The sequence below is a fragment of the Bacillus sp. LQ01 genome (assembly GCF_057624735.1).
Genome location: NZ_JBYEZL010000001.1, coordinates 1,849,034 through 1,864,421 on the forward strand (window position 1 = coordinate 1,849,034; position 15,388 = coordinate 1,864,421).

The window sequence follows — 15,388 nt, forward strand, 5'->3', positions numbered from 1 at the left end:
GCTTTTCTATCGTAATTCAGCTGTTTTTCTAATAACAATCTTATCAATATCATCTTCTTCATCACCAATAAATAACCCGCGCTCTTTTAAATACGCTTCAAAATATAAATCTGCTTCTGCACGTTCATCATACGGTTTTACAGATAAAACGAAACCTAATTTGTTTTGTTCTTCTAAATGAGAAGTGGAGATGTAAGCCGGTACATTGTGGCGTAAAAAGAGTTCTTTAACCGGAATAATCATATCTTTCATTAATTTCGTTAACATACCCATTTCAAACTCGAAATTAAAGCGATCTATACTACATAAATCAGCGAATACTACACCAATAAAACCTGTATTAAATACTTCTTGATATTCTACTTCTTCATCATTACCGTAAAAATTCTTTTCGATTAAATAATTTACAAAATAAGCAATACCATCACTTTGTTCAAATGGTTTCGTTGAAAGAACAAAGCCGATTTTCTTTTGTTTATGTAAATACACACATGACATGTATGCTGAAATGTTATGTTCTTTAAATAAAGCACTTGTTGCTCCAGAGAGACCATCTAATACGTGATGAACAATTTGAAGTTTTTTACGAGCGAAATAATAGGATTTCTTTTGTAACTCCAATGTATCAATAAAGACAGAGCCGATAAAGCCTGTATTTGAAATAATAGGTGCTTGCTTTTTTCTTCCTCTGCGCTTTAATGGAGCCATTGTTAAAATCATCCCTTCATGTACGTTTAAAATAAAAAGAACGTTTGTTCGTATGTTTATATTTTACTATTAAAACGCTATAAAGTAAAGGGTTTTTGACGAAAAAAACAACAAAAAAGACACCTGTAAAGGGTGCCTTAAACGCTGTAGGGAAGAGGGTTCATCCCTACAATTTATATTATGATACAGAAACAATCTCTTCTGTATCTTCTACATCTAAATGACAGTCCATAGTACGAACATCTTGATCTTCATGACTTCCGAAATAAATAGTAATTTTCATATGTATCGCTCCTTTATTCTAGGAATACCTAAAATAATTACTAGTAATGTTAATATTTATTATATACCACTTTTTTCATTCCGACAACGTTATATCATTTTTAATTCTTTCAGAGCGTATAGAGTGATTTATAGAGATATTTTTATAGAAATAGTTACATTTCGTATATGTTATATTTAATACTGAACGATTTGAATACGAATTTTTATGAAAGGAGAAAAAAGAATGAATTATAAACAGTTATTAATAGATAACTTCACATATAAAACGTCATATATTGCGCGTCATGTACATGGAATGAATGTAAAAGAAACGAAGGACTACATTGCTGTAGATTGTGGTTTACCTGCAGATACATTTAATATCATTACTTTACTAAACAATGATGTAACGGAAGACATTGAGAAATTATATAAAGTGATAAACAACTATAATAAAAAGAAGTTTCCAATGTGTGTTTGGTTTTGGGATAATAGCTATGAACAGGCTATAAAAAACGAATTAATAAAACTTGGCTTAAAAGAAGCAGAACAAAATATTGCGATGGTAGCAGACTTAAAGACAATTCAACCAACAATAAAAATGCCAGAAGGTTTTACGATACAAAGAGCATCTTCGTTAGGACAAATTAAAAAGTTTGGGGAAACGTTAGCTAATCTATTTGGTACATCAGAGGAAGGTATACATGTGCAAACATTTTATAATGAAACTGCTTCTTTCGATTTATGGAATAGTGAAAATATGAAACTATATTTAGGGATTTTTAAAGATGAAGTCGTATCTGTTGGTTCATTAGTATGTACAAAAGATAGTATTGGTATTTATGATATAGCAACTAAAGAAAAAATGCGAGGGCAAGGATTTGGCTCCACTATGTTTAATTACTTGCTGCAAGAAGCAAAACAATTGAAAGTTGCTCAATGCGTATTACAAGCTTCACCTGATGGGATTAATATTTATAAAAAGGCTGGTTTTCAATCTGTTGGACAAATGACTGTATTTGAAAATCGACATTTAATTGAATAAATTATTCGATCCAAATTGCTTTCATGTAGGAGTTAATACATCATTATGAAAAAGATATATATCATTACAATCATTTGCACCATTATATTACTAGGTACTTTCGTTTTACATAAAGTAGATGAACGTAAGTACACGAAAGCTATTAATCAAGCAAATCATATAAAAAACATTGCACATAGAGGCGCTTCTGCGTATGCGCCGGAACATACAATAGCAGCGTATAAATTAGGACAACAATTAAAAGGAGATTATATAGAAATTGATCTTCAAATGACAAAAGACGGACATTTAGTAGCTATGCATGATGAAACAGTAAACCGCACTACAAATGGTACGGGTCTAGTTAAGGAACATACATTAGAAGAAATAAAGAAACTTAATGCAGGTTCTTTTTTCAATGAAAAGCATCCAAGTTTAGCAAAGAAAGACTTTGAAGATGCTAAAGTCCCAACACTAGAAGAAATTATTGAAACGTTCGGGAATGGTGCAAACTATTATATTGAAACAAAATCACCAGATGAATACGCTGGTATGGAAGAGAAGCTATTAGAAATTATAAAGCACTACGAAATAAGTGATAACGTTATTATTCAATCATTTAGTGAAGAAAGTCTGCAAAAAATTCATAGTTTAGATGTTACTTTACCGCTAGTACAATTACTACCTTACAAAAAGGCAGTTCAATTAACTGAATTAGAGATAAAAAAGTATAAAACATACTGCATCGGTCTTGGGATGAACTATAAATATATTGATTCCGCTTATGTAAAGAGAATAAAGAAACACGGATTAGAAGTTCATCCATTTACTGTAGATAATGAAAAAGATATGAAAAAGTTACTTTTATGGGGCGTTGATGGGATGTTTACGAATTACCCGGATCGTTTACATTCGTTATTACAATCTTAAACTATAATGGTGTAATTATCACTGAACCAATAAAACAAGTACCCACAAGTATACAAAGATGGTTTTTGGTCCAAATGGTAAGATCATTGAATGCATAAAGCCGATATTGAAATGAAATTTGAAAAAGAATCCAATACTGTTATTGGATTCTTCTTATTTAGCGCTAAGTGACTAACTTAAAGCAATACGATCTTGAATTTATAAATAAAATATTACATTGAGTATGATTTTTCATAATAATCATCAGAAAGTAACGAAAATGTAATGAAGTTTAACTACGCTTTTTATATTTTTTTGATACACTGGCTACGAGAGGAATACCGATTAATGTAGGTAAAAACCAAAACCATATAGGCGGCAATAAATTAATTAAGGGAATATGAATACCGACATTTACTAAAAGTGCAGTAACAGCACCGATATAAGAGCCTAACATACCTCTAATATGGTGATGGAGCCAATTTTTCCAACGTTTTTTTCGTGCAAGGTATCCATAAATCGCAAATGAATAAGAGAAGATTGCTACATAAAATAAATATGCGATTTTATCCCAGTTTATAATGGATAATATAATGGCAGTAACGGTGATAACGACATAGGATGCGTGATATATTTCACCCCATTCCGTATGTTTACCTTTCTTCTTTTGAGCAACCATCGCTATTATCCCAGTTATTAAACATATCGTTCCAAATAATATGTGGATGGTTAAAAGAATGTTGAAAATGCTCATCATAATTCCTCCCTTTTTATTTTTATAGTATTGCAGCATAGGAGAAAAGTTGAAACATATTGTTTATTCACTTTAATATATTGAAGTAAAGGTACTTCAAGAACAAGTTTAAACGGACAAATTTTTCTTGAGTTTAGTGAGACACGTATTACGTGAAATGAAGGAGAGACTTCCATGTTTACATCTATTACATATTTACAATCGGGCAATGACAAGCAACAAAAAATATATGATGTTTTGAATAGCCTAAACATAATGGAGGATTTAGCTTTATATAATCCCGTTCTTTGCGGGACAATCCCGATAAGAATTGATACTCCTCAATCTGACTTAGATATTGTAATGGAAGTATATAACTTTGATGTTTTTGAGCAAGAAATGAGATCTTTATATGGTTCTTATAGAGGGTTCAACATAAAAAAGAAAAAAATGAAAGGTACTGAATCGATAAAGGTGAATTTTGAATTCGAAGGTTTTGAATTTGAATTATTTGCTCAATCTAAGCCAGTGCGTAATCAAAATGCATATAGACATATGATAGTGGAGCACATGTTATTAATGCAGCATCCTCATATAAGGGAAGAAGTTATTCACTTAAAGGAACAAGGTTTAAAAACAGAACCTGCTTTTGCTCAAGTATTAAATATTGACGGAGATCCTTATGAAGAACTTATTTTATTAGGGCAGGAAATGAAATTGTGGTAAATAAAATACGTAAAAAAATCCTCCAAAAACAAAAGAGGATTTTTTTATGCCGTTAACTTCCGAATTAATTCACTGAGCAATTTAATTCCGTTAGTCATTTGTTCTGGAGAAGCATATCCATATGATAAACGAATGTACTGATCTGATTCTTCTTCATAAATACGTCCCGGGTTTAAAAGAATTCCTTTTGATAGTGCCTCTGAAAATAGTTTTTTCATCGGAATGTTATGTACAACCTTTAGCCATATAAAAACTCCACCACTAGGAATATCCCACGATGCAATATCTGCACAATATTTATTTAAAGCTCGTATCATTATTTGTCTTCGTTTTTTCAGGTGCATTCTTACGTTTGCTACATGTTCTTCATAAAAACCTTCATTTATCCATTCAGCAGCTACTCTTTGAGATAAAGAGCTTGATCCATAGTCTGTTTGCATTTTTATATCTGACAATCTATCAATAACAGGTTCTGGTCCAATTATCCATCCAATTCTAAGTCCAGGGCTAAGTGTTTTAGAGAGACTACCAATATATAATACATGTCCATGTTTATCTATTGACTTTAAAGGAGCTGGAGGTGATTCATCAATCCATAACTCTCGGTAAATATCATCCTCGATGATAGGCAACTGCTCTTTTTTACATATTTTTAATATTTCTTTTCTTCGCTCTTTGGACATCAATATCCCCGTTGGATTTTGAAAACAAGGGATTGAGTATAAAATATTATTCTTTTGACTATATTTAATTTGTTTTAACAAGTCGTTAGGTAAAATACCGTGATGATCCATTGATATACCGGATAAATTTATATTTGCTGATTGAAAAACATGAAGTGAATATAAGTAAGAAGGTTGTTCAAGTAAAACAGTTGATTTTCTATGTAAAAGACCAATTGATATTAATTGTAATGCTTGGAGTGCACCCGAGACTATTAATATAGAACCCGGTGATGCATGTATTCCAAATGATTTTACGTATTTGCTTATTGCTTCACGTAACGGATAAAAACCTTTTTGTTCTTCGTATCCGAAATAATCTAATTCCTCACTGACGTTTTTTATTATAGATTGCATAGTTTCGAGCGGAAAAAGATGAGGTGCAAGTTCACCTTTACTAAGATGGATAAGCGTTTTATTTGCTTCTGCTTCATTTATTTCTCGCACCATTAACTTACTTGGTTTATGAATACCGGCCTTTACATATTCACTCCAATCGGGCGGGGGATTAGTTGCTAATAATGACCATGTATTATTTGTTACAATTGTTCCTGCTCCGATTTGTCCTTGAATTAAACCATCTGCCATAAGTTCATCTAGCGCAGTTATTACAGTACTTCGATTTACATGAAATAATTTTGCTAACTGCCGCTGACTAGGGATTTTACTTCCAATTGGCCATTCTCCGTTTTCAATTTTTTCTTTCATATAGTCTATTATCTGCCGATATTTGGGCACTTTTTTATCGTTTGTCATATAAAAAAACTCCCTCGTTTATTTAAAAGATTCAAAGTGGTTGGTTTTTCCGATAAATAACTGGTTGAAGACATTGTATCAACTATTAAATATGATGAAAAGAAATAATTGGTAATTTAAAAATGGTTGGTTTATTAGGGAGGGAGAGAAAACATGCATAATAAAAAATGGGATTTACGCATTATATGTGCTCACGCTTTTACAATTCTTATATGGGGAACTGCTTTTCCAGCAATTCGTATGGGGCTTGAATCTTATACGCCTGAACACCTTACTTTACTACGCTTATTAATCGCTTCATTTATACTTTTGTTATTTTCATTTATATACAAACTACGACTACCGGATTTAAAGGATATCCCAGCATTTTTTATATTTGGTGCTTTAGGGTTTACTATTTATCACATCGCATTAAACTACGGCGAAAAAACAGTAAATGCTGGATCTGCAAGTTTAATAATTTCAGTCACTCCAATAGTGACGGCAATTCTTGCTTTTGTTTTTTTGAATGAAAAAATGAAATTAAATGGCTGGATCGGTGGTGTAATGAGTTTTGCAGGAATTGCCTTAATTTCATTTAGCCAAGGCGACGCTATTCAATTAAATAGCGGGGGATTATTTATATTATTAGCGGCAATTTCAGAAAGTCTATTTTTCGTTTTCCAAACATCTTACTTAAAAAAATACGGCTTCTTACCATTTACCATATATACAATTTTGTCTAGTACTATATGTATGCTTATTTTCTTACCTGGAGTTTATCAAGAAATACTAGCAGCTCCTCTTGAAGTTAACTTGAGCGTTATATATTTAGGTGTCTTTCCAACAGTACTCCCGTATATTGCATTGGCCTATATTATATCTCGTGCTGGTGCTTCTGAAGCAACAAGTTCTCTATATTTAACGCCAATAACTGCGTGTTTCATTGCTTGGATATGGTTAGGAGAAGTGCCAACTTTAGTTTCGATAATTGGCGGCGTGATTACTATACTTGGAATTGTGATTGCTCATATACCAGTATTAAGAAAAGAAAAACATGGGAATTTAGCAAATAATCAATCCGTATAATGTAATTCAATAATGACTTTAAGATACTTTTTTATATAGTTTCTTTCTTATGTTGATAAATATAATATTTTGTATTTCAGTTAAATATTGTATGTTACATTTTATGTAGTAAGCATTTTAAAAGGAGCTGACAACATAATGAATGGAAAAAGAAAAATTTTCACATGTATTTCTATTGTAGGAATCGGACTAGCTAGTTTTTCTAATTCTAGTTTCGCAGCAAGTGTAACGGACAATTCAGTACAAAATTCTATTCCCGTAGTTAATCAACAAGTAGCTGCTGCAAAGGAAATGAAACCATTTCCCCAGCAAGTTAATTATGCAGGTGTTATAAAACCGAATCATGTTACACAGGAAAGTTTAAATGCTTCTGTAAGAAGTTACTACGATAATTGGAAAAAGAAATATTTGAAAAATGATTTATCTTCTTTACCTGGTGGTTATTACGTAAAAGGAGAGATTACAGGTGATGCAGATGGGTTTAAGCCACTTGGAACTTCAGAAGGTCAAGGGTATGGGATGATAATTACAGTATTAATGGCTGGTTATGATTCGAATGCTCAAAAAATCTATGACGGTTTATTTAAAACAGCAAGAACTTTTAAAAGTTCTCAAAATCCTAATTTAATGGGATGGGTTGTCGCAGATAGTAAAAAAGCACAAGGTCATTTTGATTCTGCTACTGATGGAGATTTAGATATTGCGTATTCTCTTCTTCTTGCTCATAAGCAGTGGGGATCTAATGGAACAGTTAATTATTTGAAAGAAGCACAAAACATGATTACAAAAGGTATTAAAGCTAGTAATGTTACAAATAATAACCGACTAAATTTAGGAGATTGGGATTCTAAAAGTTCACTTGATACGAGACCATCTGATTGGATGATGTCACACCTTAGAGCATTTTATGAATTTACAGGTGATAAAACTTGGCTTACTGTTATTAATAATTTGTACGGTGTTTATACGCAATTTAGTAATAAATACTCTCCAAATACAGGACTTATTTCAGATTTCGTTGTAAAAAACCCACCTCAACCCGCACCTAAAGACTTCTTAGATGAGTCAGAATATACAAATGCATATTATTACAATGCTAGTCGGGTACCATTGAGAATTGTAATGGACTATGCGATGTACGGCGAGAAAAGAAGTAAAGTCATTTCTGATAAAGTTTCTTCGTGGATTCAAAATAAAACGAATGGAAATCCTTCTAAAATTGTGGATGGTTATCAATTAAATGGATCTAATATTGGTAGTTATTCAACTGCTGTATTTGTTTCACCGTTTATTGCTGCAAGTATAACAAGTAGCAATAATCAAAAGTGGGTAAATAGCGGTTGGGATTGGATGAAGAATAAGAGAGAAAGTTATTTTAGTGATAGTTATAATTTATTAACTATGTTATTTATTACAGGAAATTGGTGGAAACCTGTACCTGATGATACAAAAATACAAAATCAAATAAATGATGCAATTTATGAAGGATACGATAATTAATTAAATTTGAGAATGGTTACTCAAGAAAGGAATTAGCATACGCTAGTTCCTTTTTAATATTTTGTAAAACATTATCCATTCTAAAATTTGCATAGATATACTTGCTTTTTTCATATACATAGTTACTAATGACTCAATTTTTTCGTGAGAGGAGCGTATTTCTTGGAAAAAGTATTATTTTTCGGAGACCCAGGTATTGATGACTCATTTGCCATTATGTATGGCTTACTGCATCCCGAAATTGAAATTGTCGGTATTGTAACTGGATACGGAAATGTTGAGCATATACATGCTGCACATAATGCAGCGTATATTTTGCAGTTAGCAAATAGACAAGACATTCCTGTCATTAGTGGTGCAACAAAACCACTTACAGAAGAAATTACTACGTACTATCCTGAAATTCACGGAGCAGAAGGATTAGGGCCTATCCATGTTCCAGAAAATGTATTATCTATTCCGATATATAATTTCGGCAGTATTGCTGCGATTCTTATAAAGTACGGAAAAGATTTGACAATTGTTGATGTAGGAAGATCTACCTCGTTAGCAATTGCTTTTAATTTATGGAATGATTTAATGCTAAATGTAAAAGGAATCTATTTCATGGGTGGTGTTTTTTTAGAAGTAGGAAACGTTACGCCGTTAGCAGAGGCAAATGTGTATGGAGATCCTATAGCAAGTAAAATTGTTTTCCATCAAGCAAAGAATTTATTAATATTCCCTTTAAATGTAACAAACAAAGCTGTGTTAACACCAAATGTGTTTGACTATATTCAAGCTAATTCAAAGAATCCATTCCATACGATAATGAAACCAATGTATGATTACTATTTTTCTGCATACCAAAAACTTAATCCATCTATCGAAGGGCCATTGCTTCATGATGTGGTTGCTATAAGTGGATTAGTTAACCAAAGTTTTTTTGAATTTGCGCATCGTACAGTGAATGTAGATACATACGGAGATACGAAAGGACAAACATTTGCTGATTTTCGCCCTAACTCTAAATCTGAAGGAGCCCGTATAGCTTTAGAAATAGATGAACAAAAATTCATTCAAGATTTTATAAAAATCATGTTATAAGCTGTTGTCGAAAAAGGGAATTATTTCACTACGTTGAATATAAAAATATATCCTCTTTATAAAGGAGCTTACAATATTGAATGTCCAGTTAAAGGTTGTTACGAGAGAGAATTGGGAAGATACATTAAAGTTACAAGTAAAAGAAAATCAGTTGAAATTTGTTCCATCCGTAGCAGTTTCGCTTGCTAAAGTATATATAAAACCAGATGGTGACAATGTAGAGTACATACCACTCGCTATATACGATGGTGACCTTATGGTTGGTTTTGTTATGCATGCTGTTGTAAGAGAGACATCAGATATGTATTGGATTAACGGATTTATTATTGATCAATCGCAGCAAGGTAATGGTTATGGAAAAGCAGCATTACAAGAAAGTATTAATATAATAAAAAATACTTTTAAATCGTGTAAAGAAATTAGATTAACAGTACATAAAGATAATATCTCTGCAAAGAAACTATATGAACGATATGGTTTCATATCATTAGGACAGGAGTATGATGGTGAGCAAGTATATCGTTTATTTGTTTAACTATTATGAAGTAAAGGTGTGAAATGAAATATGCAATTTACTGAATTGAAAATTGAAGTATTCATTCCTGAAGAATATATTGAAACATTAAGGGATGAATTAAATAAAATTGGAGCATGTAAAACGGGCGAATATGACCATTGTCTTTCCTATAGTTCAGTGAAAGGATATTGGAGACCTTTAGACGAGGCATCTCCTTTTAATGGAGAAATTGGTCGAATATGCGAAGGGCAAGAATGTAAAGTTGAAATAAAGTGTAAACGAGAACTTGTAAAAGATGCTCTTGAAGTTATTAATGATATGCATCCGTATGAAACACCTATGATTTATATTATACCAATACTAAATGACTATTTTGAGCAACTATACATTGAATAACTAGGAGGAATATCAATTGAAAAGTAAATTCCATCATATTGTACGAGCAGTCATGATAAAAGATGAAAAATTATTAGTTGCTGAATATATTGGCCATCATTATTTTTTACCTGGTGGCCATGTTGAAATTGGAGAATCAGTAGAGAATGCATTAATAAGAGAGTTAAGAGAAGAACTTGGAGTAAACTGTAGTATACAACAATTTTTAGGAGTCATAGAAAATCAATGGCAAGATAAAGAAGTGCTCCATCATGAAATTAATCACATTTTTGAAGTAGAGTCACAAGATTTACATACGGACTTAACACCGAAATCGAGCGAGTCTCATTTAGCATTTCACTGGATAGATTATAATAAAGAAGCCTTAAATCATTATGAAATCATGCCAATGCCTTTAGTGAAGGAATTACTAGAAAGAAAGTTAAGTGATGAACTACTAAATTGTTGGATTAGTAATTTTTAAATCACTTTATTTATAGTAAATACGTCCATCGAATAAATATAAAGAAAATAGGCTGAAAAACAAGGTACATCACCTAGTGTAAGTTCATATTTTGTTGATGTACGCATTTAGTCTATAGTCTTGTTTCTATTTTGTTTACAAAAATATATAAACTTTAACGTTTGGGCGAAATTTATATTTATAAATGGAGGGGTTCGTAATGAATCAGTTTCAACATGAATTACAAACATTAAACCTTAATGATTATCAAACTGGTAATGTTGTGTATTGGGATCAACAACAAAGTCAATATCCATATTATTACATCCAAGGCGATGCACGTCGTTGTGGCGGATGCGGAGGTTGTGGTGGACGCTGTGGCGGTTGCGGCGGTGGCAGATGTGGTGGTTGCGTAGGTTGTGCCGGATGTTTTGGTTGCTTTAATTGCTGGAACTGGTGGATTATTTAAATATAGTACATCATTAATATTTTATATGAAAGAAAGGTGTAAATACTGTTTATACTTTTCTTTCATGCTGTAATTTTGATGTGTATTAAGGGGGATTTATTTGTATACATATGATAAGTTGATTTCTTGGGTAGAGAATATAAAAGAAAAAAATCATAGTTCTGCTACAGCACTTTGTATTATAAAAAATAATAAAGTCGTATTAGAGCATTATAGCGGTTATCACTCAAATACAGCGACTAATAAAAAAGTAACTGCATCTTCGCAATTCAACGTTGCTTCTGCTAGAAAAAGTTATTTAGGATTAATGATAGCGTATGCGCTTTACGAGGGGAAAATAAACTCTATTGATGATGAAGCGATAAAATATTTTAAAGACTTTGATCCTGCATTGCTTGGTAAAACAACGATAAGACATTTAGTAACACATTCACACGGATTAGAAGAAATGAATGACGGGACAATTTTTCGTGAATTTGAACCGGGACAAGCATGGGCATATAGAGATATTAATGTAAGAATGATGACACGTCTTATTTATCAGCTATATAACAAAAGTTTTCCTGAATTGTTAAAGGAGCGTGTTTTTAAGCCTGCTAATTTTCAAGAAACAGGTTGGAGAGTTCAGCGAGATGAAAATTTAGTTGGCGTTGTTAATAATCCAAATGAAGACGCAATTAGTGAAATTGGTACGGTAGATGACGGTACTGAAAAAAATCTGTTTGTCTCAGCTAGAGAATTTGCTTATTGGGGCAATCTTCATTTAAATCAAGGTGTGATAAACGGTAAGCAAATTGTTCCAAAAGAAGTTATAAAAATCGCTACGAGTTTGCAGAGTCCAACATATGTAAATAAAGAGCTACCACAAAATGGCTTGTTTTGGTTCGTTCAAAATGAACCTGCACAATTAAGCGAACTTGGTGAACGTGTTCCAAAAGGGTCATATCAAATATTAGGGATTACTGGACCGACTATTTTAGTAATACCTGAATATAATGTAGTTGTTGCAAAAATGTATAACAAAAGATATAACTACGGCGGTGATAATTACTTATATTATTTACGTGAATTTAGTAATTTAGTCGCTGATACATTTAGTAACGGTAATAGGGCATAATTACTCCTATAACAAAAAGGAGTGATTGTAAGTGAAAGATAAAGTGAACAAAAATAAAAAACAAAATATAAAAGATGTAAATACAGAGCAAAATGCAATTTATAGCAATCCTAAAGATGCAGCTAATATGCAAACTGTACCGCAGCCGAAGGATTTTGATGAAATTGAATATTAATTTTTCATCCGACTATATGATGAATGAAAAATACGTCTTAAGTCTCATCACATATAAGAAATTATTTGATAACATATATACATAAGCATTCGAAAATGGCTTATCTTAACAAAGCTTTCTTTAGAAACATCTGATATAACCTGCAAAAGACACTTCTTTATGAAGTGTCTTTTTGTGTATATGAACTTAATTACCATTTTCCGTACAGTATCTTGCAATTTACGATGGATATACTAACTGTGAAAATCTATGTCAAGATAAAAGAAGGGGACAGTTAGTATGAAACAAACTTCTATAAATCCGTTACTAATTGTTCTAGGTACAATCATTGTTCAAATTGGCCTTGGAACAATTTATACATGGAGTTTATTTAATCAACCCCTTGTAAGTAAGTTTGGATGGAATCTTAATTCAGTAGCGATAACTTTCTCTATAACAAGTTTTTCTTTATCATTCTCAACTTTATTTGCAGCAAAATTGCAGAAAAAATTAGGACTTCGGAAACTTATTGCTACTGCAGGAATTGTTTTAGGACTCGGCTTAATACTTAGTTCACAAGTTTCTTCCTTACCACTCTTATATTTATTAGCTGGTGTCGTTGTTGGTTATGCGGATGGAACAGCTTATATTACATCACTATCTAATTTAATTAAATGGTTTCCAAATCGGAAAGGGCTTATTTCAGGTATATCTGTATCAGCTTATGGAATGGGCAGCTTAATCTTTAGATATATAAACGGAAATCTTATCGATAATCTTGGTGTATCACAAGCATTCTTATATTGGGGCATTATCGTGTTACTTTTAGTATTAATCGGATCGTTCTTCTTACGTGAGGCAATCGTAAGTAATGCTGTAACTGAAACATTGCACAATGACTATACTCCGCGTGAAATGATGCGAACGAAACAAGTATATCTGCTATTTTTTATGTTATTCACCTCGTGTATGGGTGGTTTGTATTTAATCAGTATGGTAAAAGATATCGGTGTACAACTCGTTGGACTTAGCGCAGCAACCGCTGCAAACGCCGTTGCTATGATTGCAATTTTTAATACAGTAGGTAGAATTATTCTTGGGACGTTATCAGATAAAATCGGCCGAATGAAAATTGTCTCTGCAACGTTTATTATTATAGGATTGTCAGTCTTTACTTTAAGTTTTATTCCGCTAAATTACGGAATCTATTTTGCTTGTGTAGCAAGTGTCGCCTTTTGCTTCGGCGGTAATATAACTATATTCCCAGCTATTGTCGGAGATTTCTTTGGATTAAAAAACCATAGTACAAATTACGGGATTGTCTACCAAGGTTTCGGATTTGGTGCGCTTGCAGGATCATTTATTGGAGCGATACTCGGGGGATTTCAACCAACTTTCATTATAATCGGTGTTTTAAGTGTTATTTCCTTCATTATTTCAATATTAATCCGCCCACCAAATGTAGAAAAGAAAAAGGAACTAAAACATTTACATCGGAAAGTAGCTTAATTTTAAAAAGAGTCCTCATGTTAGGGCTCTTTTTTATTCCATTAACTTTGCTTCTTTACGAACTTATTAAAGACAGGACAATTTCATTATAAAATTGAATAGATAAGTAAAAAGGAGCGTGACACTTAAAATGAAAATAGTACAGCAGTGGGTACAAGAAGATAGTGATTACATAAGAGAGAAAGTAATTGAATACAATCAAAAATATCTTGCAGATGAAGAAAAAACACCTTCAGAAAAGGTTAGTTTCATAGTAAGAAATGAAAAAGAAGAAATAGTAGGTGGGGTAACGGCAATAACTTTTTGGCACCATGTACACGTTGACTTTCTATGGGTTTCTGAAGAATATAGGCATGAAGGTTACGGAAGCAAGTTAATAAAGCTTATTGAAGAATTTGCAATTGAAAAAGGGTGTAGGTTAATTAATTTAGATACTTTTAGTTTCCAAGCACCTGATTTTTATAAGAAACATGGATATAAAGTAATTGGAGTAAGTGAAGATCATCCGAAAGGACATAATCATTATTATTTAGAAAAACGGTTAAAAAGTATATAGAATTTGTTAACGTTAGTATTTGAAATACAAATGCAATAAGGGCGAGGTTATTATTAATTTCAGTATTAATTGAATCAATTTTTATACTAAAACTGCAAGAACGTACTTTGGATAATCTTCCTAAGGTACGTTCTTTTTTTTATATCAGTAGCCTATTCTTATTAACTCCAACAATAGCGGTAAAGGCAAGACTTAACTAACTTATATATATTAAAAGGAGTTAATGGTAGAATAAAAAGAAGACAGAAAATTCCTTTTATTTAAAATAGAGGAGGTACATATGAAAAAAGTTAATGTTACATACGCGATTTTGTACGATAAAACTAATGAAAAGATCTTAATGGTAAAAAACAAAGGGGAAAATGGTTCTTATTATACATTACCAGGTGGCGCAGTTAAACTAGGAGAAACATTAGAAGAAGCAGTAATTCGAGAAGTAAAAGAAGAAACAGGGTTACATATAAACGTAAACGGGATTTGTTCTATCAGTGAAGCCTTTTTCGAGGAAAGAGATCATCATGCAATTTTCTTTAATTTTCTAGGCGAAATAATCGGCGGGGAGACATATATATCAAGGCCAAAAGAAATCGAAGAGATTACTTGGATGGAATTACATATAGCAGCACCGTATTTACGCATACCAGAACATTTACTATATTTATTACAAAAGAAAGAAACAGTACCTTATTTTTTTAACGGAACAATCGTTCATCAATCTTCATAAAAATATTA

18 protein-coding genes are annotated in these 15,388 nt (G+C 32.1%); 15 read left to right on the forward strand and 3 right to left on the reverse strand.

Annotated elements, in window-relative coordinates:
- Positions 1–6 precede the first annotated feature (6 nt).
- Entirely contained in the window at positions 7–720 is a 714-nt protein-coding gene (locus tag AC22L0_RS09600; protein WP_100070391.1) for a hypothetical protein, read from the reverse strand.
- A 496-nt stretch (positions 721–1,216) separates the two neighbouring features.
- Between AC22L0_RS09600 and AC22L0_RS09605 the strand changes: the two genes are divergently transcribed.
- Both AC22L0_RS09605 and AC22L0_RS09610 read left to right on the forward strand, forming a co-directional pair.
- Complete coding sequence (locus AC22L0_RS09605; protein WP_001107075.1) at positions 1,217–2,017, forward strand: GNAT family N-acetyltransferase; 801 nt, start codon at positions 1,217–1,219, stop codon at positions 2,015–2,017.
- 45 nt (positions 2,018–2,062) lie between these two features.
- On the forward strand, positions 2,063–2,926 hold the full coding sequence (locus AC22L0_RS09610; protein ID WP_000725521.1) for a glycerophosphodiester phosphodiesterase: 864 nt from the start codon (positions 2,063–2,065) through the stop codon (positions 2,924–2,926).
- A 271-nt stretch (positions 2,927–3,197) separates the two neighbouring features.
- Here AC22L0_RS09610 and AC22L0_RS09615 read toward each other — a convergent pair whose 3' ends face one another.
- The gene (locus AC22L0_RS09615; RefSeq protein ID WP_000021728.1) at positions 3,198–3,659 is read right to left on the reverse strand and encodes a DUF2306 domain-containing protein; all 462 of its coding nucleotides are present in this window, start codon (positions 3,657–3,659) and stop codon (positions 3,198–3,200) included.
- A gap of 174 nt (positions 3,660–3,833) precedes the next feature.
- Between AC22L0_RS09615 and AC22L0_RS09620 the strand changes: the two genes are divergently transcribed.
- A complete protein-coding gene (locus AC22L0_RS09620) occupies positions 3,834–4,364 on the forward strand; it encodes a DUF4269 domain-containing protein (RefSeq protein WP_000495170.1) in 531 nt (176 codons plus the stop codon).
- Positions 4,365–4,408: 44 nt separating this feature from the next.
- Here AC22L0_RS09620 and norG read toward each other — a convergent pair whose 3' ends face one another.
- Positions 4,409–5,842: an efflux pump transcription regulator NorG gene (norG, locus tag AC22L0_RS09625; RefSeq protein ID WP_000180304.1), complete on the reverse strand. Its 1,434-nt coding sequence runs from the start codon at positions 5,840–5,842 to the stop codon at positions 4,409–4,411.
- Between the two features lie 153 nt (positions 5,843–5,995).
- On the opposite strand from norG, the gene AC22L0_RS09630 reads away from it, so the two are divergent.
- The 12 genes from AC22L0_RS09630 (at position 5,996) to AC22L0_RS09685 (ending at position 15,380) form a co-directional block, all read left to right on the forward strand.
- Complete coding sequence (locus AC22L0_RS09630; protein WP_000551611.1) at positions 5,996–6,910, forward strand: DMT family transporter; 915 nt, start codon at positions 5,996–5,998, stop codon at positions 6,908–6,910.
- 138 nt (positions 6,911–7,048) lie between these two features.
- The gene (locus tag AC22L0_RS09635; protein ID WP_001013601.1) at positions 7,049–8,410 is read left to right on the forward strand and encodes a family 8 glycosyl hydrolase; all 1,362 of its coding nucleotides are present in this window, start codon (positions 7,049–7,051) and stop codon (positions 8,408–8,410) included.
- 162 nt (positions 8,411–8,572) lie between these two features.
- Positions 8,573–9,496 carry a nucleoside hydrolase gene (locus AC22L0_RS09640; protein WP_000416780.1) on the forward strand — a complete coding sequence of 308 codons (924 nt, stop codon included), beginning with the start codon at positions 8,573–8,575 and terminating at the stop codon, positions 9,494–9,496.
- Between the two features lie 76 nt (positions 9,497–9,572).
- Positions 9,573–10,031 (forward strand): GNAT family N-acetyltransferase, encoded by a 459-nt coding sequence (locus tag AC22L0_RS09645; protein ID WP_001102678.1) that lies wholly within the window; start codon positions 9,573–9,575, stop codon positions 10,029–10,031.
- Positions 10,032–10,061: 30 nt separating this feature from the next.
- Positions 10,062–10,409, forward strand: a complete 348-nt coding sequence (gene cutA / locus AC22L0_RS09650; RefSeq protein WP_001160775.1) for a divalent cation tolerance protein CutA — start codon at positions 10,062–10,064, stop codon at positions 10,407–10,409.
- A gap of 16 nt (positions 10,410–10,425) precedes the next feature.
- Positions 10,426–10,872, forward strand: a complete 447-nt coding sequence (locus AC22L0_RS09655; protein WP_000836836.1) for an NUDIX domain-containing protein — start codon at positions 10,426–10,428, stop codon at positions 10,870–10,872.
- A 199-nt stretch (positions 10,873–11,071) separates the two neighbouring features.
- Positions 11,072–11,320 carry a heterocycloanthracin/sonorensin family bacteriocin gene (locus AC22L0_RS09660; RefSeq protein ID WP_001071345.1) on the forward strand — a complete coding sequence of 83 codons (249 nt, stop codon included), beginning with the start codon at positions 11,072–11,074 and terminating at the stop codon, positions 11,318–11,320.
- A gap of 100 nt (positions 11,321–11,420) precedes the next feature.
- Positions 11,421–12,437: a serine hydrolase domain-containing protein gene (locus AC22L0_RS09665; protein WP_000288906.1), complete on the forward strand. Its 1,017-nt coding sequence runs from the start codon at positions 11,421–11,423 to the stop codon at positions 12,435–12,437.
- 31 nt (positions 12,438–12,468) lie between these two features.
- Positions 12,469–12,612 carry a hypothetical protein gene (locus tag AC22L0_RS09670; RefSeq protein WP_000653681.1) on the forward strand — a complete coding sequence of 48 codons (144 nt, stop codon included), beginning with the start codon at positions 12,469–12,471 and terminating at the stop codon, positions 12,610–12,612.
- Between the two features lie 279 nt (positions 12,613–12,891).
- On the forward strand, positions 12,892–14,100 hold the full coding sequence (locus AC22L0_RS09675; RefSeq protein ID WP_000815136.1) for an L-lactate MFS transporter: 1,209 nt from the start codon (positions 12,892–12,894) through the stop codon (positions 14,098–14,100).
- Between the two features lie 130 nt (positions 14,101–14,230).
- A complete protein-coding gene (locus AC22L0_RS09680; protein WP_000706906.1) occupies positions 14,231–14,656 on the forward strand; it encodes a GNAT family N-acetyltransferase in 426 nt (141 codons plus the stop codon).
- 280 nt (positions 14,657–14,936) lie between these two features.
- Positions 14,937–15,380 (forward strand): NUDIX hydrolase, encoded by a 444-nt coding sequence (locus tag AC22L0_RS09685; protein ID WP_000757608.1) that lies wholly within the window; start codon positions 14,937–14,939, stop codon positions 15,378–15,380.
- Positions 15,381–15,388 lie beyond the last annotated feature (8 nt).